This is a genomic window from Labrenzia sp. R5_0 (assembly GCF_017743835.1).
Taxonomy (GTDB): domain Bacteria; phylum Pseudomonadota; class Alphaproteobacteria; order Rhizobiales; family Stappiaceae; genus Roseibium; species Roseibium algicola.
Window position 1 is genome coordinate 24,114 of the sequence record NZ_JAGHRK010000007.1, and the last position, 25,476, is coordinate 49,589.

Consider the following 25,476-nt stretch of genomic DNA (forward strand, 5'->3'; position numbering starts at 1 on the left):
GGGCCGTTGTCGTGCCAGAGCAGCCCGAAAGTTGCAACTGGCCGCACGCGTTGCATCGGATGGAAAAATCCGCGATAGGGTGAAGCCAGTTTCTCAGCCGGATTTTCAGGACACATGAACCAGCCTCTTTTTCAACCGTCTCGCCGCAGTGACGTTGCCCCCTTCATCGCAATGGATGTTCTTGCCGAAGCGGCACGTCTGGAAGCGCAGGGGCGCAAGATCATTCATATGGAAGTCGGACAGCCATCGGCCCCGGCGCCCAAGGCTGCGTTGGATATGGCGAGAAAAGCTCTGGATCATGGTCGTCTCGGCTACACCGAAGCGCTTGGCATCCGCCCGTTGCGCGAGGCATTGGCTGCGCATTATCGAACGACATATGGTGTCGACGTGCCTGTCGAGCGGATCATGGCAACCACGGGCTCATCCGCCGGTTTCAATCTCGCCTTCCTTGCCGCGTTTGATCCCGGGGACCGAATTGTCCTGACGGCTCCCGGTTATCCGGCCTATCGCAACATCCTGAAAGCCCTTGGTCTCGTTGCGGTCGAGATCGAAGTCGGGGAGGAAACCCGGTGGAGCCTGACGCCAGCGCATCTGGAAGAGGCTCAAAAAGACGGTCCTGTCAAAGGCGTCCTGGTTGCCAGTCCAGCCAATCCGACCGGAACGATGATGACGGCCGACGCGCTGGAAGACCTGATCCGCTATTGCGACGAGGCGGGCATATGGTTCATCTCGGATGAGATCTACCATGGGCTTTGCTACGACGGTGAAGAGAAGACCGCGCTGGAAACATCGCAGAATGTCATCATCGTCAACAGTTTCTCGAAATACTATTGCATGACCGGCTGGCGCATTGGCTGGCTGGTGTTGCCGGAGCAACTGGTGCGCCCAACAGAGCGAATTGCCCAGAGCCTCTATATTTCTCCGCCGGAGCTGTCCCAGATCGCTGCGGGAGCAGCACTCAACTCGGTGCAGGAACTGGAAGCGGTCAAGGCAGGGTATGCTGCCAACCGCGCGTTGCTTCTCGACGGGTTGCCGAAAATCGGTCTCGACAAGCTGTTGCCGGTAGATGGGGCCTTTTACATCTATGCAGATATAAGCCGGTTCAGCTCGGACAGTCTCGATTTCGCCAGGCGTATGCTGCACGAGGCAGGTGTCGCGGCAACGCCCGGTGTCGATTTCGATCCCGTGCACGGTCATGAGTTCTTGCGCTTTTCCTTTGCAGGTGCGCATGACGATATGAAGTTGGCGCTTGAGAAGCTCAGGGGTTTTCTCAAAACAGTCTGATCATCGATCGCATCGGACAACAAAAAAGGCGGCACACTGGCCGCCTTTTCCATTTCAAAGCTGGTTGATGTTGCCGGTTCAGAAGAAAGACCGGCCACGCTGCCACCAGCCGCCGCGTTTCGGCTTGTCTTCCTTGTCGTCGTCTCCAGATGTTTCGCTGGTTACGACAGGCTCGGCCGGCGCCTTGCGTGCAGGTGCTTCTTCTTCAGCATCGACGTCGGCTTCGCTGGCAATCGGCTGTTCGGAAGTCGGCGTTTCGACCACGATGGTGTCAGCTTCAGCCATCACCGGTGTCTCATCTGCCGCATCGGCCTCTACAGGAACGGCGGCACCGTCCTGCTGCGCAGTTTCTTCCGCAGGGCTTTCGCCGCTAGCGTCCGAAACCGTGTCGCCATCGACGGCCTTTGCCTCATCGGCCTGGGCACCATCTTGTGATGCGGCACCCGCAGCTTCTGTTTCCTGACCGCTTTCGGCGACGGCTACGGCTTCAGAACCGGTCTGATCGTCCTGCTGGTCTTCAGAGGAAGCGGCTTCCCGAGTTTCGTCATTGGTCTCGCGGTCGTTTTCAGCGCCACCTTCGGCCTGCATATCTTCACCGTTGCGACGGCCGCGGCGACCACCACGGCGTCCACGGCGGCGCTTGCGACGCGGTTCATCGTCACCGTCCTCATCACCACCGGAACGGGCTTCCTGCGGCTGCTCGTCATCGCCGTCGGCGTCGTCTGCCTCGGCGTTGACCTGACGCGATTCGCCATCGTCCTGCTGGTTATCGGAACCACCCCTCCGGCGCTTGCGCCGGCGGCGCCGGCGGCGGCCGTCATTGTCGTCTTCTTGGGCGAATTCCTCAATGTCCGGCTGTTCGGTGTCTTCGTCGATGATCTCGATCGTATCCGGCTGGACAATCGCAGGAACCGGCATCGGCACACGGTCGCGATCGACCGGTGCACCGCGCTCCAGAACGTAGAGCTGGCCATTGACCATGTCGTCCGCATGCACTTCGACATCGATGGCGAAGCGGGTTTCCAGATCGACCAGGTTCGAACGTTTCTGGTTGAGGATATAGAGCGCTACCTGCGTCGTGGTGCGAATGATCAGGTTGTGGGACGCGCCTTTCAGAAGGTTGTCCTCAACCGAACGCAGCACGTGCAGGGCAACGGATTCCACAGACCGGATCATGCCGGTGCCCTGGCAATGCGGGCAAGGCGTGGTCGAGCTTTCCAGAACGCCGGTGCGGATGCGCTGACGCGACATTTCCAGCAGGCCGAAGTGCGAGATCCGGCCAACCTGAATGCGGGCGCGGTCGTTCTTCAGACAATCCTTCAGCTTGCGTTCGACCGACCGATTGTTCTTTGACTCTTCCATGTCGATGAAGTCGATGACGATCAGGCCGGCAAGATCGCGCAGGCGTAGCTGTCGGGTCACTTCTTCCGCCGCTTCCAGGTTCGTCTGGAGCGCGGTGTCCTCGATATTGTGTTCGCGGGTTGACTTGCCGGAGTTCACGTCGATCGAGACCAGAGCTTCGGTCTGGTTGATGACGATATAACCACCGGACTTCAGCGTTACCTGCGGCGAGAACATTGCATCGAGCTGCGGTTCGACGCCGTAGCGGATAAACAGCGGCGAGGGGTCGCGGTAGGGCTGGACGTTCTTCGCATGGCTCGGCATGAGCATGCGCATGAAGTCCTTGGCCTCGCGGTAGCCTTCTTCGCCCGCAACAAGGACCTCGTTGATGTCCTTGTTGTAGAGGTCGCGGATCGATCGCTTGACCAGACTGCCTTCCTCATAGACGAGGCTTGGAGCACTGGATTTCAAGGTCAGCTCGCGAACGTTTTCCCAAAGCCGCATCAGGTATTCGAAGTCGCGCTTGATCTCGGCCTTCGTCCGGCTTGCACCGGCGGTGCGCAGGATCACGCCCATGCCTTCCGGCACATCCAGTTCGGAGGCGATCTTCTTCAGGCGCTTGCGGTCAGTCGGCTGGGTAATTTTGCGCGAAATGCCGCCGCCACGAGCGGTGTTCGGCATCAGCACGGAATAGCGGCCTGCGAGCGACAGGTAGGTCGTCAGTGCGGCGCCCTTGTTGCCGCGCTCTTCCTTGACCACCTGCACCAGAATGATCTGGCGGCGCTTGATGACTTCCTGAATCTTGTATTGCTTGCGCAGCGGGATAATGCGCTCAGGAACTTCTTCCATCGCATCTTCCGCGCCGACGGATTCGACGGCATCGACATCATTGTCGGCATCATCGTCATCATCGTTCTGACGCTGGCGGCGACGGCCGCGCCCGCGGCCACGCGAGCGAACCGGAGCCTCTTCTTCTTCGTCTGCTTCTTCCTCGGAAGAGGATGCTTCGTCTTCTTCTTCGTCGGAGGCGTCTTCGTCTGTGCTGCGCGCCGATACGCCTTCGCCATCCGTTTCGTCGGCAGAGGTCTCTTCGGAAACTGCGTCAGTATCTTCTGTGGCCTTTACGGCCTCTTCGTCGCCTTCTGCGGTGTCTTCGGAGGCATCCGCCTCAACCTTGTCGCTGGCAACGGTTTCAGCAGCCTCGTTTCGTGCTGCACGGGAGCGGCGGCGGCGCTTTGGTTTTTCTTCACCGTCCGAATCATCACGCTGTCTGTCGGCTGCTTCCGCAGCCAGAAGTGCTTCCCGGTCGGCAACAGGGATCTGATAGTAGTCAGGGTGAATTTCGCTGAAAGCGAGGAACCCGTGGCGATTTCCGCCATATTCGACGAATGCGGCCTGCAGGGACGGTTCGACCCGGGTTACCTTGGCAAGATATATGTTTCCGCGCAGTTGCTTCCGATTAGCTGCTTCAAAGTCGAATTCTTCAACCCGATTGCCACGCACGACGACGACCCGGGTCTCTTCCGGGTGGCCCGCGTCGATCAGCATTTTGTTTGCCATTATTGAACTTCTCCACGGCAGCACTCATGGGCGCATGTGCGAAACGCGCATCGCGCAGCAGGAGGATGTCTGCCGTATTTGTTTTGCTAAGATGAGAAAGAGCGTCTGCGCCCGGCGCGGTCGTATGATCAACGAAGGCAGCCGCTGAAGCGGTACCTTGCTGTATGTTGATCACCATGTGCATCGCGCGGGTCCTTCAGGCAACGCAGGCCCTTTAGTTAAGTCGTTGTACCTTCTGCCGGTATGCAGCCTGGCTTCGCCAATGGGCCTGCATCCGGTTCCGGAATGGGTCCGCTCCTAACGGCCGCCGAAAACCTCGCCGGGGAAACTGCCGTTTTGTAAGGGCAACACGTCGCGAGGCGGGGCGGTCTCAAAGAGGTGCCGATACCAGATCCACTGTCTTCCAGGGCTTGTCTTTAAGCGGCAGAACGGCCTCTGTTCTGTCGTTAGAAGGCCTGGGAATGCGATAGCGTTGTGGATAGACACCCATGTCAGCTATCTGGAAAGGTATCGGTTTCAAACCGAAATCCGTAAGGTACTTTTACGTTCCGTCGCAGCGCATTGCAAGCAATGTGAATTGGATATGGCATTTTCCTTGCGTGGCGGATGGCGTATGACAGGGCTGACGGGGGCTCAACACGCGAAGTTTTCGAGCGACATGGCCGAAATAATTGAGTTCAAGGACAGAATGAAACCGCAAGTAGACCAGGGACCGGGCACTGTTTTGAGACTGGCGACGTCTTTCGCAGTGGTTTTGAGCATCTGCGTTGCTGCGTTTGCCGGCCTGACTTGCGCCGCATCTGCCGAACCGGAAAAGGCCCGGGTAACCGGAGCGCGCGTGGCGGGAGACGAGGCGCGCACGCGATTCGTTCTGGATATGAACCGTCAGGTGACACCGACCATCTCCGGCCTTGCCAATCCGGCCCGGCTGATCATTGACCTTCCCGAAGTGACATTTTCGCTGCCGGCCGATTCTGGCGAGAGCGGGCGAGGGCTTGTCACCGACTGGCGCTTCGGCCTCTTTGCGGTTGGAAGATCCCGTGTGGTGATGGACCTGACGGGACCGGTGAAGGTCGACAAGACATTTTTCCTGCCGGCTGTCGATGACCAGCCTGCGCGGCTTGTTGTGGACCTTGTCAGCGCGACAGCCGACGAATTCGACACCTTTGTCGAGACTTCAAGGCCCAAGCGCGTCGTCGCCGGGAGTGATTCCGCACCGAAAAGTGACCGGTTGACCGCTCCAAAGAACAGAGACAAGCCGCTAATCGTCCTTGATCCGGGGCATGGCGGTATCGACACCGGGGCGACAGGCGTCCACGGAACTCTCGAAAAGGCGATCGTTCTCGACTTCGCTCAGCTGCTCAAGGAAAAGCTGGACGAAAGCGGGCTCTACAACGTTCAACTTACCCGGGATGATGACACATTCATCCCGCTGGGGCGCCGAGTTGAAATCGGTCATGAACTTGAAGCCGATCTCTTCGTCTCCATTCACGCCGATTCTGTCCGGCGCGGGCAGAAATTGGCGCGTGGCGCGACCGTCTACACAATTTCAGACAGGGCGTCGGACCAACTGGCCGAAGATCTGGCCCAATCGGAAAACATGTCGGACGTCATCGCCGGTGTGGATCTGACGGAAGAGCCAACAGAGGTGACAGATATCCTGATCGATCTTGCGCGACGCGAAACGAGGTCGTTTTCGGTCTATTTCGCCAGGTCGCTGGTGGACGAACTCAAAAGCGCTGTCCGGCTGATCAACAATCCGCATCGTTCTGCGGGTTTCCGGGTGTTGAAGGCCCATGATGTGCCCTCGGTGCTGGTCGAGCTCGGCTATCTCTCCAACGAACATGACGAGAAGCTTCTGATTTCCGACGAATGGCGTGAACGCATGGCGAATGCCATGACCGAGGCTGTTCACGGATTTTTCCGGCCGCGGCTTGCGCGGCAACAAGCAGCACCGTCACAGTAAAAATCCTTGCATTGCTTTCAAAATGGCAGGTTAGCACTGGCGATTGCCTCAGCATCGCCATATTGGTGCACGAGGAAGGCAGACAAGTTTGTGCGACTGTCGGCATCGGTGATGCTGAGCAAATGTTTCCGTGTTAAAAAGCTGGAAGCGCTAAGAACGGGGAAAGACGAGCCCGCGGTATGAAATTTTTGGTGAAGTTTTTTGGCTACCTGTTCGGAATCGGCGCGATCTTTGCGCTGCTGATTGCCGCCGGGGTCTGGATGTACCTGCAGGACCTGACGAAGGATCTGCCGGATTATACGGCCCTGAAGAACTATGAGCCACCGGTCATGACGCGTGTGCATGCCGCTGACGGTAGTCTTATGGCCGAATACGCGACTCAGAGGCGCATGTTCCTGCCGATCCAGGCAATCCCGGATCGCGTCAAGCAGGCGTTTGTCGCAGCCGAAGACAAGAATTTCTACACCCACATCGGTGTTGACCCGGAGGGCATCGCCCGTGCGGCGGTGCGTTTCATCCAGAACTATGGGTCCGGCCGTCGTCCGGAAGGTGCTTCGACCATCACGCAGCAGGTCGCAAAGAACTTCCTCTTGTCCGATCTCGTGAGCGAAGAGCGTGAACGCCGTTCCGCCGCGTATGAGCGCAAGGTGAAGGAAGCGGTCCTTTCCCTGCGCATCGAGCAGGCCTACACCAAGGACGAAATTCTCGAGCTTTATCTCAACGAGATCTATTTCGGCTTCGGGGCCTACGGCGTCGCAGCCGCTTCGCTGATCTATTTCGACAAGTCGGTTCACGAACTGTCGCTTGAAGAAATCGCCTATATGGCAGCGCTGCCGAAAGGTCCGAGCAACTATCATCCTTACAGGAAGACAGAGGCCGCCATTGCGCGCCGCAACTACGTGATCGATCGTATGATCGCAGATGGTTACGTAAGCGCCCAGGACGGCGAGGAAGCCAAACAGAAACCGATTGTCGTCAAGCCGCGTGAAACCGGATCTCGCCTGTTTGCCGCCGAGTACTTCACTGAAGAAGTCCGCCGCGAAGTGGCCGACATCTTCGGCGACAAGCGCCTGTACGAAGGCGGGCTTTCGGTGCGGTCGACGCTTGACCCAGAAATGCAGAAACTGGCCCGCAAGTCGTTGATGGACGGCTTGATTGCCTTCGACCACCAACGTGGCAGCTGGAATGGCCCTGTCGACAAGATCACCCTTGGTGCCGACTGGGGCATCGATCTGGCCAAGGTGGAAGCCCTGAGCGATCTGCCGGAGTGGAAGCTCGCAGTGGTTCTGGAAGCCGGCGGCGAAGAGGCCAAGATTGGCGTTCAGCCGGAACGGCAGGTCAGTGGCCAGCTTTCCGAAGAACGCAAGACCGGCCCGTTGTTCCTGAGCACCATGAAATGGGCCCGGGTCAAGGGCAGGGCACCGAGCGCCGTTTCCGATGTGCTGACGCCTGGCGATGTTGTTTATGTTCAGGAAAGCCCGGTTGCGCCGGGAACCTATGAACTTCGTCAGATCCCGAAGGTGTCGGGCGCTCTGGTGGCGATGGATCCCTATACCGGCCGTGTCCTTGCACTTGTCGGTGGTTTCAGCTTTGCACAGAGCGAATTCAACCGTGCAACGCAGGCCTACCGGCAGCCTGGATCGTCCTTCAAGCCATTCCTTTACGCTGCCGCTCTCGACAACGGTTACACGCCGTCTTCCGTGATCATGGACGCGCCTCTGGAAATCAGCCAGGGCCCGGGTCTCGGCACGTGGCGCCCGCAGAACTACGGCGGCAAATTCTACGGTCCGTCGACCCTGCGCACAGGTATCGAGCTGTCACGGAACGTCATGACTGTTCGGCTCGCTCAGGACATGGGCATGCCGCTGGTCGCAGAATATGCGAAGCGTTTCGGCATCTACGACAACATGCTTCCGGTTCTGTCCATGTCACTTGGTGCGGGGGAAACCACCGTGCTGCGGCTGACCACCGCTTATGCGACCATCGCAAATGGCGGCAGGAAAGTTCGACCGACGCTGATCGACCGTATTCAGGACCGTTACGGCCGTACCATCTACAAGCATGACAGCCGTATCTGTGACGGCTGTACGCAGGATGTGTGGGAAGGCCAGGACGAACCGACCCTGATCGACGACCGCGAGCAGGTGCTTGACCCGATGACTGCCTATCAAATCACATCGATGATGGAAGGCGTGGTTCAGCGCGGTACGGCAACGTCCGTTCGTGCGGTTGGTCGTCCGGTCGCCGGCAAGACAGGTACCACCAACGACGAAAAAGACGCCTGGTTCATGGGCTTTACGCCGGATCTTGCGGTCGGCGTGTTTGTGGGCTTCGACAATCCGAAACCGATGGGCCGCGGGGCAACCGGCGGTCAGGTGGCGGCGCCGATCTTCACCGAGTTCGTCAAGACTGCTCTGGCCGACAAGCCGCCGGTGGAATTCCGTGTACCCAAGGGTCTTCAGCTGATCCCGATCAACCGCCGCACCGGTCTTAGAACCGCTGCCGGTGATCCGGGTTCGATCCTGGAAGCCTTCAAGCCGGGTATGGCCCCGCCGGACAGTTACTCCGTCATCGGGTTCCAGGACACAATGGGAGTTCCGACTGCAGTTTCTCCGGAAGCGCAGCAGGCCGTTACGGTCGGCACAGGCGGTCTTTACTAACCCGCCTTGCCTAGCAGGGGCTGGCTGACTGTCAGGTCATCGCGAGATCCTTTTCGACGGTTTACAGCGAAGTCCTGCTTGGGTAATGTCCCGCTCCAATTCTCGGCCCGGTGCCTCTTGCAGGAGACCGGGCCGCTTCACATCAAAAGCGAGGTATCCGATGCGCGCCGAAATGGAAGCGATCGTCGATGAAATCAAGCAGGCCATAAGCCTGCTGAGGAGGCATCTTTGACTGGGATCAGGCCGTCGTCCGACTGGAAGAGCTGAACGCTCTTTCCGAAGATCCGAACCTCTGGAATGAGCCGTCCAAGGCCCAGAAGCTGATGCGCGAGCGTCAGCAGCTTGATGACAGCATTGGTGGCATCAAGTCGCTGGAGCAGGACCTTTCCGACAATATCGAACTGATTGAACTCGGCGAGATGGAAGACGACAAGTCCGTCATTACCGATGCCGAGGAAGCGCTTCGTGGTCTCAAAGGCAAGGTCAACCAGTTGCAGCTCAATTCGCTGCTGTCCGGTGAGGCCGATGCGAACGACACGTACCTGGAAATCAACTCCGGTGCCGGCGGCACCGAGAGCCAGGACTGGGCGTCCATGTTGCTTCGCATGTACCGCCGGTGGGCGGAAAAGCGGGGCTTCAAGGTCGAAGTGCTGGAATATCATGACGGTGAAGAAGCGGGCATCAAGTCTGCGACCTTGCTGATCAAGGGCGAGAATGCCTATGGCTGGCTTAAGACCGAATCGGGCGTGCATCGCCTCGTGCGGATTTCGCCCTATGACAGCAACGCCCGCCGCCACACCAGCTTCTCTAGTGCGTGGGTCTATCCGGTGATTGACGATTCCATCGAGATCGACATCAACGAGAGTGATTGCCGCATTGATACCTACCGCGCCTCCGGTGCAGGTGGTCAGCACGTCAACACGACCGACTCCGCCGTGCGTATCACGCACCAGCCAACCGGTATCGTGGTGCAGTGTCAGTCCGAGCGCTCACAGCACAAGAACCGGGCAACGGCCTGGTCGATGCTGAAGGCCCGCCTTTATGAAGCGGAGTTGAAGAAGCGCGAAGAAGCGGCCAACGCCGAAGCTGCCTCGAAAACCGACATCGGCTGGGGGCACCAGATCCGCTCCTACGTGCTTCAGCCCTATCAGTTGGTCAAGGATCTGCGCACGGGCGTTGAGAGCACGTCTCCGGGCGATGTTCTCGATGGCGATCTGGATGAATTCATGGAAGCTGCGCTGGCACAGCGCGTCTTTGGTGGAGATCCGGTCGAAGTCGCCGATATCGACTAAAGGCACAGTGGAAAATACAAATGAAAGCGGGGCCATTCGGCCCCGTTTTTTTGTTTCGGCCTTTTTCACTCTTCAAAGGTCGAGTGCCGAGAAGCGATCGCCTGCCGCCAGGAAAGCTGCCGGATTGCCGGGCTTGTCATGCCGGCGGATCTCGTAGTGGAGATGCGGACCAGTGGAGCGACCGGTGGAGCCGACATTGCCGACGAGGTCGCCCGCCAGAACATGGTCACCTTCCGATACCTGAATGCGGCTCATATGGGCATAGCGGGTGACGAACCCGTTCGCATGACGGATCTCCACCATCTTGCCGTAGCCACCATTACGTCCCGCGCTGATTATTGTGCCGGGTGCCGTTGCGAATACGCGTGCGCCGTAAGGGGCCTTGAAGTCGATGCCGGTGTGCATGGCCAGCCGACCCAGGAACGGATCAACCCGAGGACCGTAAGTGCTTGACACGGAGCCGTTCCGGACCGGCCGTTTGATCGGCAGACGCAGTGCGGTAAATTTCACGCGGCGCAGAGTGTCCAGGGCTGTGTTTGCACGGTCCAGGCGGTCTGGAAAGTTCTCGTCGTTGATCGGCTGGAACGGGCCGCCGAGGGAGGTCTTTTCACGCAGTGTGGCGTTGAGACCAGGCGTAATAGAGCGCGTGATGCGGAGGATGTCCTCAATACGGCCTTCCGTCGCGATGGTGATCGCATCGACGGCGGCCGTGCTTTCTTCGTCCATCATGGAGATGTCGGCCTTTACCGCGTCGAGGGCAGCCTGTTTCTCAGAGTTTTTTTTTACGTCGGCATCCGGCGTTGCGGTATCGGCAGCCGGCTGCTGCAGAATAGCCAGTGGATCGAAGGATCTTGTGGAGCCGTCGCGCAATCCCAAGGCCTTTACCGGTTCCTCGATCAACTCGCTTTCGCCGCCGATTGCAGACTTGTCGCTACCATCCAGAGAGGCGAGGTTGCGCTCGTCGAGTGAAGGTTTTTCCGGGGGCAGGGGCTTGTCGTTGCTGAGGTAGATACCGACGCTTTCCGCCCTGGCAACCAGGTCGGCCACGATGGCATGGCGCTGATTGAGGTCTTGCTGCCGGCGCAGAACGTCCATCACCTGGATCTCGACGGTTTCCCTGTCGACCATCTGGCGGCTCGTCAGATTTGCAATCTCGGTACGCAGGCGGTCGATGTGGTCCTGATACTCCAGCACCAGCTCGGTTCTTTCAGCGCTGGCCTCGGCCATCATGTCACTGCGCAGAGCGTAGTAGCCAATTGTGCCTGCAACCGCCAAGGTTGCCGTCACGCAGCCGATTGCACCGCAAATAAGATGAACCGGCCTTACACTGTACGTGGTCGTCTTCTCGCCCTTTTCCAGAACCGGATGATGTGGCTCTGTCCGGGGGGCTTGATAGGTCCGCGTCGATTCTTGGCGCTGTTGCATTGTCACTCAGTCACTGCCTGCATTCTGCAAAAGATCTGAGCCTGATTAGAATTTGGTAAGGTTAATAATTCGTCTTCACGGTTGTGAAATTTATCCGATGAGAGGCGCAAGAGGCTTGTAAAAACCGGGAGTTAGTCCGGCTTCGGACCGCGCACGATCGTTGAAGGGAGGTTTTAACGGACCCCTGAAGTGACGGCGCACGTAGGTGTGGAATGCCGACTCAGGCCTGATTCCCTGCCGGTCACACAGAAACCGGAACCACTTTGCGCCAAAGGCGACGTGGTTTTTCTCGTCTCGATAGATGATGTCGAGACATTTGGCGGTGTCTTCGTCATCGATTTCGCGGGCCTTTTCGATCATCGGTGGCGTGATGTCGAGGCCTCTTGCCTCGAGTACCAACGGGATGATGGCAAGGCGGGCGGCAAGGTCGTGTCCGGTGTCCTGCGCAGCCTGCCAGAGACCGTCGTGGGCAGGCAGGTCTCCGTAGGTGGCGTCCAGTTTCGCCAGGCGCTCCTGCAGCATGGCAAAATGCTTGGCTTCCTCAAGCCCGACCCGCACCCAGTCGTCATAGTAGGACCTGGGCAGCCTGACGTGCGCGAAGCGTCCGATCAGATCCCATGTCAGGTCCACTGCGTTGAGCTCGATGTGTGCCAGGGAGTGAATCAGGGCAAGGCGGCCCGCCTTGCCCTTCAAGCTGCGTTTTGGCATGTCTCGCGGTGCAAGCAGAACAGGTTTTTCCGGCCGGCCCGGCCGATCCGGCATCGCACCATCTCTCGAGGGAGATCCGAGAGCGAGTTCACGCTGAAACCAGGCCCTTGAGACAGCATAGGCAAGCCGCACTTTTTCGGCTGTATCGGAAGCGCACACGATCGCTCGCGCTCCGGCAACCAGAGTGTGCGGCAAGTTGTCCCTTCCGGTCACCACCCTGGCGCTGCCGGTTGCCGTTTCCAGTGGGGAACTCACAGGGCCCGCGCAGCCTCAAGAACGGCATCCGCGTGCCCTGGAACTTTCACCTTGCGCCAGACTTCGGCGATCTTGCCGTCTGCACCGACGAGAAAGGTGGTGCGTTCCACACCCATGTATTTCTTGCCGTACATGGATTTTTCCACCCAGACCCCATAGGCCTCCGCGACTTTCTTTTCCGTGTCCGCCCCCAGTCTGATCGCCAGATTGTGCTTGGCGATGAACTTGTCGTGTTTGGCGGCTGTGTCAGGCGAGAGCCCGATAATGGTCACGCCAAGTTTGGCAAATGCATCGGACTGTTCAGTGAAGGCAATAGCCTCCTTTGTGCAGCCCGGCGTGTCATCCTTGGGATAAAAATACACTACGACGGGTTTTCCTTTAAGGGCGCTCAGCGACACCCTGTTGCCGCCATCACCTTCCAGTTCGAAATCCGGTGCGACATCCCCGACGACCAATTCGCTCATCATGCCTTCCTTCTGTCAAAGTTTGTGCGTTAATGCCGGTTTCCGGCTGCGTCTACAATGGCTGCGGTCGCTTTTAGCAAAGCTTTCGCAGTATCATCAATCGCTCAGCGACTCGTCCGGAGCTGTAGTGAGGTAACCCGGCGCTTTGCTCCGAACCCGAACCCAAGCGCCTGTCTTACGCATGCAGGCGAAAGATTGGATTGACGTATTTGCCTAAAACCGGCGGATCTCAGGACACGGCCAAAGTGACGCCGAAAAAACGCAAGCGCTTGCGCTACGTCGTCGCCGCCGTTCTGGTTGGTCTTGTTGCCGGCATCGCCATTCTGTTTGCAACTGGGCCGGTGCACATTCCGCTTCTAGGCAGCCTGCTGGCCTATCAAGGTACCCGAGGGCAGGTTGAACTTTCCATTGGCAGTGCCAGTGTCGATTTTACTGCGCCGGACGGCATCAATATCCTGATTTCGGATGCCAGGGCGGAGATCGCCGGTGGGTCACCTGTAAGCATCAGTCTTCCTGAACTGACTGCGCCGCTGAACCGGGATGCACTGCTCTCCGGCAAGCTCCATTTTTCGTCTCTAATCCTGACAAGGCCCCATGTGCGGATTGTCCTGGCGGGCGGGCCGGCGAAGTTTCCGGAAATGGGGCCGCTCATGGAAGCCGTTGACAGGGTCAGCGATGTAGTGGACGACCAGTTTGCCCGCCGAGGCCTCAGCTTCGTCAAGATCCGTGACGCTTCTTTCGAGTTGGCCGGTTCCATTCCCAGACGATACCGAGGCATTGACGCGGACATCCTGCGTGACGACAACCGCTCGATACGGGCCTTCGCGCGAGTTGCCGGCAATATCTCCACCTGGAGACTGGAGCTGGCGCGCAACGCCCCGCCGGGTGCGAATGCCAAGAGCATCGGGGTCGTGGTCAACGGAATCACTCTTGCCGAACTGCTGGGGCCAAACGCGAAATCGGTGCAGGGCAAGGGGCTGGGACTTCCGGCCTCCGCCAAAATCGAGAGCAGACTGACAGGCGATGGCAAGTTCGTCTCCGCCAATGCGGTAGCACGTGTGCGCAACGGCTGGTTCCAGCTTGGCAAGACACTGGTCGCTTTTGACGATGCAGCACTGTCCCTGTTGTTTGAGGCGGGACAAGACGCAATTGAAATTACCAGTTCGCACGTCATTCGCGGCAATTCACGCATCTTCTTCACGGGGTCTGTTTCGCCGGTTGCTGGAGATAGTCCCGAGTGGCAGATCAAGCTGGATTCGGAATATCCGCAGTTCGGTTCAGCTGATGTTCCCGAAGAGCCGCATATGCTGGACGGAGTCCAGATTCGTGCGCGTTTCGATCCGCTTGAAAAACTGCTCTCCGTCGACCGCTTCACGGCTCGCTCGGGCAAGGCCGTCGTGCATGGTGTCGCCTCGCTGCAGATTACTCCGGAAGGACCTTATCTGGCGCTGGCCGCTGATGGGGAGTTGATACCGGTTGCAGTGGCAAAGCAGCTCTGGCCGATTACGCTTGTGCCGCCGGCGCGCCGCTGGATCATCGAGCGCCTGAAAGGCGGCTTGATCGAGACCGTTTCCTATACGGGCGCGCTCCGCCCTCCGGCATTTGATCCGCGGGATCCGGACCCGGGCTGGGCGGGGGACGACATGCGCCTGGACATGACGTTTTCCGATGGCGCAGTCACGCCTGTTGGGGACGTTCCGCAGATTGATGGCCTCGACGGTACGCTCACAATTGAAAACGAGACACTGACCGTGACCGCGACAGGCGGAACGGCGACGGCCGCAAGTGGTGGCGAGGTTACCCTGCCGGATGGTGTCTTCGCGATCCAGAACCTGCCTTTGCGGGACGGCAAGATGGCAAGCGTGAAGACCCGCATGGAGGGATCGGCGAGCGACCTCGGTGCGATGGTCAACAGTGCGCCTTTCCGCGTGCTGGACCGGGCTGATCTCAAGAATGATGGCGTCGAAGGGGCGGGAGAACTTGAAATCACGGCTTCGTTTCCCTTGGGCAATGAAATCGATCTTGCCGATATCGACTGGCAGGCGACAGGCCGTCTGACGAATTTCTCGGACAGCAATCCGATCATGGGGCACACGGTGCGCAAGTCGGATGTTGCGCTTGAGGCCAACAAGGATCAGGTCGCGATTACCGGCAAGGGGATACTCGACGGATTGCAGGCCGATATCGACCTTGTGGTGCCCTTGGGCGAATCCGGTGTTGCGGCACGACAGGATGTTGTTGTTGCGCTCAACGCGAAGCAGCTGAAAGAGAAGGGGGTGGATCTGACCGCCTTTCTCCAAGGCAACATGACGTTGAGCGTTGCAAAGGTCAGCGACGGACAGGAATTCGTCATCGACTTGAAACAGACGGATGTCCGGCTGCAGGCGCTCGGCTGGCAAAAAGCCAAGGGTGTTCCCGCAACGGCGTCTTTCAAGCTGGTTGAGACGGACACACAGCGCCGTGTGAAGGACTTCAAGCTGGTATCAGAGGGCGTCGATGTTGCCGGTTCGATGCAACTGTCGATGGCCGGCGATCTTGTCAGCGCATCGTTCAATACATTCAAGCTGCGTCCGGGCGACAATGTCGAAGTCGATATCCAGAAGGCGACGGACGGACGCTACGACATCATCTTCGCCGGATCTTCCTTTGACGGGCGCGGCCTGATCAAGAGCATGCGGAGCCCTGGTGGCAGCAAGGGAGCCGGTGATTTTTCGGGCGGTGCAAGAATTGCCGCCAATATTGATCGTGTTACCGGGTTCAATAATCAGGCGATCGAGAAATTCTCGGGCAAGATCGATACCGGTGCCAAGGGACTGGTCTCTGCGGACTTGAAGGGACTTGTGAACGGCCGTGCGAATTTCGAATTCACGGTGACGGACCAGGGCGGCACGCAGGCGGCAATTGGCCGTTTTGCAAACACAGGCGCAACACTGCGTTTTCTCGACCTCTACAAGCGTATGCGCGGTGGAACCGGGGTCCTGAATGTGGCGATGGCCGACGAGAACAGCTGGGTCGGCGATTTCAACGTGCGCTCACTGCGGATCACGGAAGATCCGGCCATTCAGCGTATTCGCGAGCAGAACCACTCCAATCGCATCCCGGACGGGCGTGCGATCAATACCAACGAAGCTGCGGACACCGCCAGTTTCGAAACTCTGGATATCAATTTCTCACGGGAAGGCGAATTGCTGACCATCAGTCGCGGGGCTCTCCAAGGCAACGCACTGGGAGGAACTGTCAGCGGCTCGGTGGACCTGTCGCAGCAGACGCTCAATCTTACCGGTACCTTCGTGCCGATCTACGCTCTCAATAATTTCTTCGCCAAGATCCCGCTGCTGGGCTTTGCGCTCGGCGGCAATTCCGGAGAAGGCCTGATCGGTGTGACCTATCGCTTGTCTGGTTCGGTGTCCGACCCGGTGCTCTCGGTCAACCCGATTTCGGCGATAGCGCCGGGCATTTTCCGCAAGATGTTCGAGTTTCAGGCGAACTGAGCAATCGCACCAGCCAATGTCTGGCGCACCAGGCTGCCGCCGAAGGCCTTTGTTCCTGTCACTCTTATTGCCGAACAAAAAAACCGGGCGGTGCCCGGCTTTTTTGTCAGTTCTGGAGTGCCTCTGCTCAGACCGGCTTCAGGAGCACGTGCTTTTTCTTGCCGAGCGACAGTTTGACGATGCCGTCGCCGGTCAGATCAGCAAGCGTGATCTGGCGCTTGTCGTCCTGCTCGCCCTTGTCGTTGATCTTGACCGCGCCACCCTTGATGTTGCGGCGGACGTCTCCATTCGAGGCGCACAGGCCCGCACTCACGAATGCGGATAGCACACCTATGCCGGCTTCCAGTTCGGCCTTGGCAATTTCTACCGTTGGCAGGCCTTCGGCGGATTGGCCTTCTTCAAATGCCTTGCGGGCGGTCTCGGCAGCAGCTTCAGCGTTTTCCCGTCCATGGATCAGGGCAGTCGCTTCCGTTGCTAGTATCTTCTTGGCCTCGTTGATCTCCGAGCCTTGCAGTGCCGCAAGACGGGCGATTTCGTCCATTGGAAGAACTGTGAAGAGCTTCATGAAACGCTCCACGTCGGCGTCTTCCGTGTTGCGCCAGTATTGCCAGTAGTCATAGGCGGAAAGCTGCTCTTCGTTGAGCCACACAGCGCCGGCGGCAGTCTTGCCCATCTTTGCACCCGACGACGTTGTCAGAAGCGGAGAGGTGAGGGCAAAGGCTTCGACTTCTGCCAGACGGCGAACGAGATCGGTGCCGGACAGGATGTTGCCCCACTGGTCGGATCCGCCCATCTGTAGCCGGCAACCGGTGCGACGGTAAATCTCCAGATAGTCGTAGCCCTGCAGGAGCATGTAGTTGAATTCGAGGAAGGACAGATGCTGTTCGCGTTCCAGACGCAGGCGCACGCTGTCGCGCTGGATCATCTGGTTGACCGAGAAGTGCCGGCCGATATCGCGAAGGAAGTCAACGTAATTGAGCTTCAGAAGCCAGTCCGCATTGTCCAGCATGATGGCGTCTGTCGGGCCGTCACCGAAGGTGAGAAGTTTCTCGAAGACCTTGCGGATGCCGGCCTTGTTGTCCTCGATCAGCTCTTCGGTGAGCATCTTGCGGGATTCGTCCTTGCCGGACGGATCACCGACGCGCGTGGTGCCGCCACCCATGAGGGCAATCGGCCGGTGGCCGGTTTTCTGGAACCAGTGCAGCATCATGATCGGGACGAGAGACCCGGCATGAAGGCTCGGTGCGGTGCAATCGAAACCAATGTAGGCCGTTACGGTTTCTTTCGCGCAAAGCTCGTCCAGGCCCTTCGGGTCCGAGATCTGATGAATGAAACCGCGTTCTGAAAGAACGTTTAGAAAGTCCGATTTGAACTCGCTCATAGTCGCCTGTCCGTCCGTCTTGTGTGCCTGCCGGCATTCCTGCGGTCGTGCTCTAGCGCGTGCCGCAGGACTTGTAAATTGCGCCTGCCGGAAAATCAGGACGCTGCAGCGCTCTGCCGTTGGTTAGTTGCCGACCTGGCCGTTGGCGCGCACCTTCACACAGACGAATTTCAATTCGCCCCCCTCCCAGGCAAGGCGCATGCCTTCCGACAGTGTCCGCGGAACGGCTTCGCTCAATGCAGCCTGACATTCCGCTTCATCCTGAAAAGTGCCTTCATCGGCGACCGGCCAGACATTGGGACCGCTCAAAAGCTGAATGGATACGGCCATAATCACCCACATGGATAACTCCTACTTTCTTGTGAGACCCCAGGTCCCCAACGTTTTCCCAACACGCCCCGTCACACACTAGCGAAAGTGACGCAGCGTGATCACAGTCACAGCCAACATAGCAGGCGGCGCCTACATTCAATTCATCAGCAGCGCAACGAAAGCCGCTGTTCAACAATTGAAAGGAGCCGTCATGTTTCGCAAGTTTGCAATAGCCGCCGTCGCAGTCGCCACCATGGCAACCGCTGCCGTCACCATTACCCCGAACGAAGCTCATGCCAAGAACCGTCATGGTGGCGCGATTGCTGCAGGTGCCATCATCGGCCTTGCTGCCGGCGCTATCATCGCCTCCCAGGCTCAGCCGCGCTACTACCAGCCGGTCCGTTGCCAGAACCGGCCCGTGACCCGGTGGAGCCCTTACCATGGTCGATATATCGTCGTCGGATACCAGCGCGTCTGTTACTGATCTCATCCACAGCACAAGCGAATGGCCTCCTTCGGGAGGCTTTTTCGTCTTGAGATTTGGTTGAACCTCCTTTTCAACACGGGACAGTGAAATTTTTCGTCCGGTGTTCCATGTCTTCCTTTCCCTCGCTCTCTCCCACTCGCGTTCATGGCCTCATATGCGGCACTCTGGAACCCGGCCCCCTGAATACCCTTGCGGACATCGATGGTATTGCGGTTGGGCACAGAACCGTGTGCGAGGGCGACCTCAGAACCGGTTTCACGGCAATCGTGCCGCACCCGGGCAATCTCTTTCGCGAGAAACTTCCTGCCGCCGTCGAGGTGATCAACGGCTTCGGAAAGAGTGCTGGTTTGATACAGGTCGATGAACTCGGGACGCTGGAAACGCCGATCCTTCTGACCAACACCTTTGGCGTTGGAACCGGTGTGAACGCGCTCATCCGCAGGGCAATTGCCGAAAATCCTGAAATAGGCCGTTCCACAGGCACCATCAATCCTGTGGTGATGGAGTGCAATGACGGCTACCTGAGCGATATTCAGGCAATGGCCTTGAGCGAAGCCGATGCGGAAGCGGCTCTGAAGGCTGCAGGTTCGACGGTGGAGCAGGGCAGTGTCGGGGCAGGGACGGGCATGAGCGCGTTCGGCTTCAAAGGCGGTATCGGTTCGGCCTCGCGCGTCTTTGAACTTGGAGGCCGTCAGCACAGACTTGCCGCCCTGGTGCTTGCCAATTTCGGTCGCCCCGGAGACCTTGTCCTGCCGGATGGACGCAGACCGCATCCCAAGGAGGCGCGCCATAGCGAAGAACGCGGTTCCGTCATCGTTGTTCTGGCGACTGATGTGCCTCTTGAAAGCCGGCAACTGAAACGCATTGCCCGCAGAGCCGGGGCGGGTTTGGCGCGGCTGGGTGCCTACTACGGCAATGGAAGCGGCGATATCGCACTTGCCTTTTCAACTGCCTGCAAGATTGCCCATTTCGAGGAGGGAGATTTCGTCGTTCGCGATATTCTCAAGGAAGACAAGATCGATGTCCTGTTTCAGGCAGCAGCTGAAACGACGCAGGAGGCTGTACTCAATGCGATGATCGCGTCTCCCGCCATGCGTGGGAGGGGGCGTAGCAAACGGCCGTCTCTTGCCGATTGGCTTGACGGACACGCCTAGGTCGCTCGCGATTTTCTCGTGCAGCTTGTCAGGCTGGCCAAGGCTGCTTGAGGAACCGTCGGTGGGAACCAACTCACTTTCGCGCTGAGACATGGAAAGCGGGTTGCTTGGAAAACAAAAAGGCCGGGCAAATGCCCGGCCTTTCCGCTTGTTTGAACCCGAAGGGATCAGACAGAGTAGTACATGTCGAATTCGACCGGGTGCGGGGTCATTTCGAAACGCTCGACTTCTTCCATCTTCAGTTCGATGTAAGCGTCGATCTGGTCGTCGTCGAACACGCCGCCGGCTTTCAGGAACTCACGGTCTGCATCGACTGCTTCCAGTGCTTCGCGCAGGGAGCCGCAAACGGTCGGGATTTCTGCAAGCTCTTCGGCCGGAAGGTCGTAGAGGTTCTTGTCCATCGCGTCGCCCGGGTGGATCTTGTTCTTGATCCCGTCGAGGCCGGCCATCAGCAGAGCGGAGAAGCAGAGGTACGGGTTCGCGGACGGATCCGGGAAGCGAACTTCAACGCGCTTAGCCTTCGGAGAAGCAGTGAACGGAATACGGCAGGAAGCCGAACGGTTACGCGAGGAATAGGCCAGCAGAACCGGTGCTTCGTAGCCCGGGACCAGACGCTTGTAAGAGTTGGTCGACGGGTTGGTGAAGGCGTTCAGGGCCTTGGCGTGCTTCAGGATACCACCGATGAAGTACAGGCAGCTTTCCGAAAGGTCGGCATACTGGTTGCCGGCAAAGGTCGGCTCGCCGTTGTTCCAGATGGACAGGTGGCAGTGCATGCCGGTGCCGTTGTCACCGAATACCGGCTTCGGCATGAAGGTGGACGTCTTGCCGTAAGCATGTGCGACCTGGTGGACGACATACTTGTACTTCTGCATGTTGTCGGCGCAACGGGTCAGGTGGTCGAACTTCATGCCGAGTTCGTGCTGTGCAGCAGCCACTTCGTGGTGATGCTTTTCTGTCGGAACGCCCATTTCGGCCATGACGGACAGCATTTCGGAACGGATGTCCTGTGCGCTGTCGATCGGCGGAACCGGGAAGTAGCCGCCCTTCGTGCGCGGACGGTGGCCCAGGTTGCCCGTTTCGTACTCGGAACCCATGTTGGACGGCAGTTCAGAGCTGTCGAGCATGAAGCCGGTGTTGTACGGGTCTGCAGTGAAGCGGACGTCGTCGAACATGAAGAATTCAGCTTCCGGGCCGACGAAAATGGTGTCGCCGAAGCCGCCGGACTTCACGTAGGCTTCTGCCTTCTTCGCGGTCATGCGCGGATCGCGGTTGTAGCCTTCACCGGTGACCGGGTCGACGATGTCGCAGAAGATCGCCATGGTGGACTGTGCGAAGAACGGGTCGATGTGTGCGGATTCCGGATCCAGGATCAGCATCATGTCGGACTCGTTGATGGCCTTCCAGCCTGCGATTGACGAACCGTCGAAAGCGACGCCTTCAGCGAACATGTCTTCGTCAACGAGTACTACGTCCATGGTGACGTGCTGCATTTTACCCTTAGGATCGGTAAAGCGCAGGTCGACGAATTTCACGTCTTTTTCCTGAATCTCCTTAAGGATTTCAGCGGCAGTGGTCATAATGTCCATCCCTTTAGTTTTTCATGTGAACGGTTGGGTACTGTTCCGGCCCGGCAGAGTGTCTTAAATTTGGCTCCGTTGCGTGGGACCGGAATTCGGATTGCCGGCGAATGCCGGAATGGGTGGGTCAGATAGCGTCTATGCCGGATTCACCGGTACGGATACGGACTGCTTCTTCGATATTTGAAACGAAAATCTTGCCGTCGCCAATGCGGCCTGTTTGCGCAGCGGATCTGATTGCGTCAACGGCTTTCTCGACCATGTCGTCGCCAAGTACAATTTCCACTTTCACCTTCGGCAGGAAATCCACGACATATTCAGCGCCGCGATAGAGTTCCGTGTGGCCTTTCTGACGGCCGAAGCCCTTGGCTTCCGTAACGGTGATGCCCTGGAGACCGACCTCTTGCAGAGCTTCTTTGACCTCGTCCAATTTGAAGGGTTTGATGATCGCTTCGATCTTTTTCATCACCTTGTGTCTCTCTCCACTTTTAAGGCCGGATAATTTCGGCGTGCCCTTTTCCGATCCTGCGGGACAAAACGACCCGGTCGGGCCCGGAAGGGACCGTTGCAAGCTATAAAGCACGATGTGTGCCAAACGGCCATGACAACCCGTAAATTTTACCCGCGCTGGGAAATCCGCCACTAAAAGCGGCAAATTCTATCAGCGGGGTGGTGGTCAGTCGCCTATCCCATTTGTCATATGATCACAAAATAAGCAAAGAGCCTAAAAAATAGGCTGAATTTTAGCAATCGGATGAGATTGCCCTGCTCAGTGGTTGCATGATTTTGCACAATCTCAAGTCAATCGACAGTTCCAGCCGGCGCTGCCGGGGGCGTTGCTCCGATGTACGGGCGGTTCCTGGCTGATTTCCGGAATGAGGAACCATCCCCGCCCTTACGCGTTGCAGAAGAACTGGAATATGGAGACGGCTATGCTTTTCTACGCTTTGGCTGTGGTGGCCATTGCTCTCGTCGCAGGTTTGTTCGGGTTTTTTGGAATGGCGGGCATGTCGGCTTCGATTGCACAAATCTTGATCGGGTTGTTCCTTGCAGTTTTTGTGCTTTCCCTGATTGCGGGCATGCTACGAAGGTAGCAACGAATATCCTGGACCCACGAAACGCCGTCGGGGTTCGCTTCTTTTGAGTTTAATGTGAGGTTATCCGTGCGCAGGCTCACATGGCACAACGCCAGCCAGTCTGATGAGCAGCTTCGAGAATATCTCATTCTCGCATTGCTTCGTTCGCGTGCCTGCGTCACCTTGCAGGACGACGCGCTTCAATACCTTTATATCGCGAACCTGCCTCACATATGGTCGGTGCCCGAGGGAGAGACCCCGAAGGACGAAACGGTCTTCGGTCATTCCGTGGGCAGGCAGCTCGATGACGCCAAGAAGACAGTGCTGGAGACGGGGCGTTCGGAGAAGCTCGAGGTGATGGCTGAAGGTGGCCACGTTTTCGAGATCCACATCGAAACGATTTTCGGTGATGAAGGCATCACCCAGGTGCTGACAACCGTTGTCGATGTTACGGAAAGCCGTCGACGAGAGCAGGCGCTCAAGGATTTGCTGCTGGAAGTCAGTCACAGATCGAAGAACCTTTTGGCTGTCATCCAAAGCCTGGCAGGCCAGTCCGCTCGCTACGCCGGGTCGCTCGAGCAGTTTCTTGCCGAGTTTCAGGGGCGGATCTTTTCCCTTTCAAATTCACAGGATCTTGTGACGGAAGCTGACTGGTTCGGTGTTCGCCTGTTCGATCTTGCCCGAGCTCAACGCGCGCTGTTTGATTCAAAGCGGGTCATTCCCATCTCCATGACGGGCGAAAACCCTTTGCTGACCCCCAATGCTGCGCTTTACATCGGCCTGGGCTTGCATGAATTGATCGCCGCAACACTGGACGTCGGCTGGGCTTCGACTGACCAGGGAATATTGCTCACCTGCAAATCGGTGATGAGGCAGGGCCGGTTGTGCCTCGTTCTCAACTGGAATGCAGGAGAGAGGGGCAGGTTAGACACCAAAAAGGCGCTTGCCGCAGGTGAAGCAGATGGTGACAGAACCGCATTTTCCGCCTTGCTGCTCGAAACCGTGCTGCCGCAATCCTTGAGCGGGTCTGCCGAATTGAGGATCTCCCCTGACGGAATAGATTACAGCATGGTGTTTCCGAAAACTGAGTACAACGTTCGGCGGGAAGTGGGTGAAGACCTGCTTCGGGCTTAACTTCTGCGTTCAAATTCTTCACTGCTTGCAGTAACTCATTCGGCTGGTCGACGGTTGTAGGCCGTTCTCGGAATGGTTGTTTTTAAATACTTCAATGAATATTGAAATTAACAAATGTTATGATGATATTTTGAAATTTGTTGTTGGTTCTACAAGTGATTTTTGTTGCTTGCATCGTGAAAACTTCCTAATTCTGTTGTCCCCATACCTTCTTCCCGGATCAGGCCCGCGGCGATGAAAAGACACATTCCCCTTCTTGTGTTCGTGATAAGTGCCGCTATCGGCCTGTCGCTGACCTACGTCATTCTGGACAGGGAGCGAGCGGTTGAACGGCGGGAATTCGAAATACTCGCAGAAGAGGCTGTCGACCGGATCCGCGGGCGCACCGAGCAGAACTTTTCTCTCATTGCTGCGACGCATTCGTTTTTCGAAGCGGATGGCGGAGCCATGTCGAGGGCCAAATTCCAGAGCTTTGCCCTTGGCCTGTTCCTGAAGGGGCATTTGTCCGGCATGCAGGGTATCGGCTTTGCCAAGCTGATGCAGACCGGCAGGGAAGATGAAGCAAGCCTGGCATTGCAGCAGAATTACGAACTGGAACGTCAGGTCTGGCCCGAGACGGACCAGGCGCATCGTACCCCCATCATACTTCTTGAGCCGCTGGACCTGCGAAACAAGGCTGCACTCGGCTTCGACATGTTCAGCGACGAAACCCGCCGCAAGGCCATGCTGGCGTCCGCAGACACCTTCACAGTCAAGGTATCAGCCCCTGTCATGCTGGTTCAGGAAATCACGGAGGAGAAGCAGACGGGGTTCCTGGCGTATCTCCCGCTGGCAAGTGAAGAGGAAGCTGCCGGAGAAAAACTGAATGGCGAAGAAAGCATCCAGGGCTTTGTCTATGCGCCTTTCCGTGCCGGGGACCTGCACAAGGCTGCCCTGACTTCTCCGACCCCGGTACCGGTTCTTGTCAACACGACCGACGTGACGGACGAGCAGCCGGAGCACCTGTACACCTCTGAAGACTATGAGGCGCGTGCCGCGGAAGCTGAAAATCTCGTGACACGGCAGATAGAAGTAGGTGGACGGATTTGGGAAATCTCCGTTATCGAAGCCGCTTCAAAGGACAACGCCTTTCTTTATTGGCGTACCTTCATGCTCGGGTCGATATCTCTGCTTTTCTCCGCTGCGCTCGCGGTTTCGATTCGCTCCCGCCTGCGGGCGAGAGAGGCCAATCAGCGCCTGAAGGAAATGTCTGAAAAGACGATCCAGGAAAAGGATCTGATGCTTCAGGAAATGAAGCACCGGATCAAGAATTCAATTGCCCGCATTCTCGCGATTGCTCGCCAGACCGCCGGTGCCTCCGAAAGCCTGGAGGAATTCAATGATTCGTTCAGCTCTCGCCTGCAGGCCATGGCGAATGCGCAGGATCTGTTGACCCGGTCCAGGTGGTCGAAGGCGGACTTGAAAGCATTGCTTCTTCAGGAACTGGAGCAGGTCTTTGGTGAGGGGGCAAAGGGCATCAAGCTTGCAGGCCCGGCCGTTCAACTGAACGAGACCGGCACCCATGCGCTTGGTCTGGTGTTTCACGAGCTTGCGACGAACGCGATGAAATATTCCGATGTCTTTGCTGATGACGGACGTTTCGAGGTTATCTGGAAGGTCTTGCCGGCCAAAAAAGGCAAGCAACTTGAGCTCGACTGGCTTGAGGAGACCGGAAAAGTGATTGAAGCTCCGAAGAACTTTGGCTTCGGCAGCAGGCTCATGGAAGCGCTGGTAGCTGGTGAGATGAATGGCAAGATCGATCGGCAGTTCACCGAGAAGGGTGTTGCCATCCGGATTTCCGTGCCTCTGGTCTGAGAATCGGCTGCTGGGTCATGATTAGCCCGAGTGCATTCTCAAGCGCCGTTTGAAC

Annotated in this window: 18 protein-coding genes; 10 read left to right on the top strand and 8 right to left on the bottom strand. The window is 57.9% G+C overall.

Going from position 1 to position 25,476, the window contains the following annotated elements; all coding sequences use genetic code 11:
• Positions 1-114 precede the first annotated feature (114 nt).
• Positions 115-1,284 carry a pyridoxal phosphate-dependent aminotransferase gene (locus J7447_RS26755; RefSeq protein WP_209171468.1) on the top strand — a complete coding sequence of 390 codons (1,170 nt, stop codon included), beginning with the start codon at positions 115-117 and terminating at the stop codon, positions 1,282-1,284.
• Between the two features lie 78 nt (positions 1,285-1,362).
• Here the strand turns inward: J7447_RS26755 and J7447_RS26760 are convergent, their stop codons facing one another.
• Entirely contained in the window at positions 1,363-4,185 is a 2,823-nt protein-coding gene (locus tag J7447_RS26760; RefSeq protein ID WP_209171469.1) for a ribonuclease E/G, read from the bottom strand.
• 688 nt (positions 4,186-4,873) lie between these two features.
• On the opposite strand from J7447_RS26760, the gene J7447_RS26765 reads away from it, so the two are divergent.
• The 3 genes from J7447_RS26765 to prfB all read left to right on the top strand — a co-directional run bounded on the left by J7447_RS26765 (position 4,874) and on the right by prfB (position 10,103).
• On the top strand, positions 4,874-6,151 hold the full coding sequence (locus J7447_RS26765; protein WP_055656584.1) for an N-acetylmuramoyl-L-alanine amidase: 1,278 nt from the start codon (positions 4,874-4,876) through the stop codon (positions 6,149-6,151).
• A gap of 188 nt (positions 6,152-6,339) precedes the next feature.
• Positions 6,340-8,811: a penicillin-binding protein 1A gene (locus J7447_RS26770; RefSeq protein ID WP_035909305.1), complete on the top strand. Its 2,472-nt coding sequence runs from the start codon at positions 6,340-6,342 to the stop codon at positions 8,809-8,811.
• Positions 8,812-8,971: 160 nt separating this feature from the next.
• A protein-coding gene (gene prfB, locus J7447_RS26775) for a peptide chain release factor 2 (protein ID WP_139314079.1) occupies positions 8,972-10,103 on the top strand; the annotation gives its coding sequence in 2 pieces (ribosomal slippage) (positions 8,972-9,037 and positions 9,039-10,103; 1,131 coding nt in all).
• A gap of 72 nt (positions 10,104-10,175) precedes the next feature.
• On the opposite strand, the gene J7447_RS26780 is transcribed toward prfB, so the two are convergent.
• The 3 genes from J7447_RS26780 to bcp form a co-directional block, all read right to left on the bottom strand.
• A complete protein-coding gene (locus tag J7447_RS26780) occupies positions 10,176-11,528 on the bottom strand; it encodes a M23 family metallopeptidase (protein ID WP_209171470.1) in 1,353 nt (450 codons plus the stop codon).
• Positions 11,529-11,618: 90 nt separating this feature from the next.
• Complete coding sequence (locus tag J7447_RS26785; RefSeq protein WP_209010431.1) at positions 11,619-12,431, bottom strand: ferritin-like domain-containing protein; 813 nt, start codon at positions 12,429-12,431, stop codon at positions 11,619-11,621.
• Positions 12,432-12,487: 56 nt separating this feature from the next.
• Positions 12,488-12,955, bottom strand: coding sequence for a thioredoxin-dependent thiol peroxidase (gene bcp / locus J7447_RS26790; protein ID WP_209171535.1), 468 nt, complete (start codon positions 12,953-12,955; stop codon positions 12,488-12,490).
• Between the two features lie 245 nt (positions 12,956-13,200).
• Here bcp and J7447_RS26795 point away from each other — a divergent pair, with 245 nt between their 5' ends.
• Positions 13,201-16,446: an AsmA-like C-terminal domain-containing protein gene (locus J7447_RS26795; RefSeq protein WP_209171471.1), complete on the top strand. Its 3,246-nt coding sequence runs from the start codon at positions 13,201-13,203 to the stop codon at positions 16,444-16,446.
• 127 nt (positions 16,447-16,573) lie between these two features.
• Here the strand turns inward: J7447_RS26795 and tyrS are convergent, their stop codons facing one another.
• Both tyrS and J7447_RS26805 read right to left on the bottom strand, forming a co-directional pair.
• The gene (tyrS, locus tag J7447_RS26800) at positions 16,574-17,827 is read right to left on the bottom strand and encodes a tyrosine--tRNA ligase (protein WP_022998410.1); all 1,254 of its coding nucleotides are present in this window, start codon (positions 17,825-17,827) and stop codon (positions 16,574-16,576) included.
• 123 nt (positions 17,828-17,950) lie between these two features.
• Positions 17,951-18,169: a hypothetical protein gene (locus J7447_RS26805; RefSeq protein ID WP_022998411.1), complete on the bottom strand. Its 219-nt coding sequence runs from the start codon at positions 18,167-18,169 to the stop codon at positions 17,951-17,953.
• 181 nt (positions 18,170-18,350) lie between these two features.
• Here J7447_RS26805 and J7447_RS26810 point away from each other — a divergent pair, with 181 nt between their 5' ends.
• Both J7447_RS26810 and J7447_RS26815 read left to right on the top strand, forming a co-directional pair.
• Entirely contained in the window at positions 18,351-18,623 is a 273-nt protein-coding gene (locus J7447_RS26810; RefSeq protein ID WP_031268405.1) for a hypothetical protein, read from the top strand.
• A 110-nt stretch (positions 18,624-18,733) separates the two neighbouring features.
• Positions 18,734-19,780: a P1 family peptidase gene (locus tag J7447_RS26815; protein WP_209171472.1), complete on the top strand. Its 1,047-nt coding sequence runs from the start codon at positions 18,734-18,736 to the stop codon at positions 19,778-19,780.
• A 167-nt stretch (positions 19,781-19,947) separates the two neighbouring features.
• Here the strand turns inward: J7447_RS26815 and glnA are convergent, their stop codons facing one another.
• Positions 19,948-21,357, bottom strand: a complete 1,410-nt coding sequence (gene glnA, locus J7447_RS26820; RefSeq protein ID WP_055656579.1) for a type I glutamate--ammonia ligase — start codon at positions 21,355-21,357, stop codon at positions 19,948-19,950.
• A gap of 127 nt (positions 21,358-21,484) precedes the next feature.
• Positions 21,485-21,823, bottom strand: coding sequence for a P-II family nitrogen regulator (locus J7447_RS26825; protein WP_006934743.1), 339 nt, complete (start codon positions 21,821-21,823; stop codon positions 21,485-21,487).
• Between the two features lie 466 nt (positions 21,824-22,289).
• On the opposite strand from J7447_RS26825, the gene J7447_RS26830 reads away from it, so the two are divergent.
• From J7447_RS26830 to J7447_RS26840, 3 genes are all read left to right on the top strand, one after another.
• Positions 22,290-22,451, top strand: coding sequence for a DUF1328 family protein (locus tag J7447_RS26830; protein ID WP_031268407.1), 162 nt, complete (start codon positions 22,290-22,292; stop codon positions 22,449-22,451).
• 69 nt (positions 22,452-22,520) lie between these two features.
• Entirely contained in the window at positions 22,521-23,567 is a 1,047-nt protein-coding gene (locus tag J7447_RS26835; RefSeq protein WP_209171473.1) for a sensor histidine kinase, read from the top strand.
• 234 nt (positions 23,568-23,801) lie between these two features.
• Positions 23,802-25,421, top strand: a complete 1,620-nt coding sequence (locus J7447_RS26840; RefSeq protein WP_055654539.1) for a CHASE domain-containing protein — start codon at positions 23,802-23,804, stop codon at positions 25,419-25,421.
• Positions 25,422-25,476 lie beyond the last annotated feature (55 nt).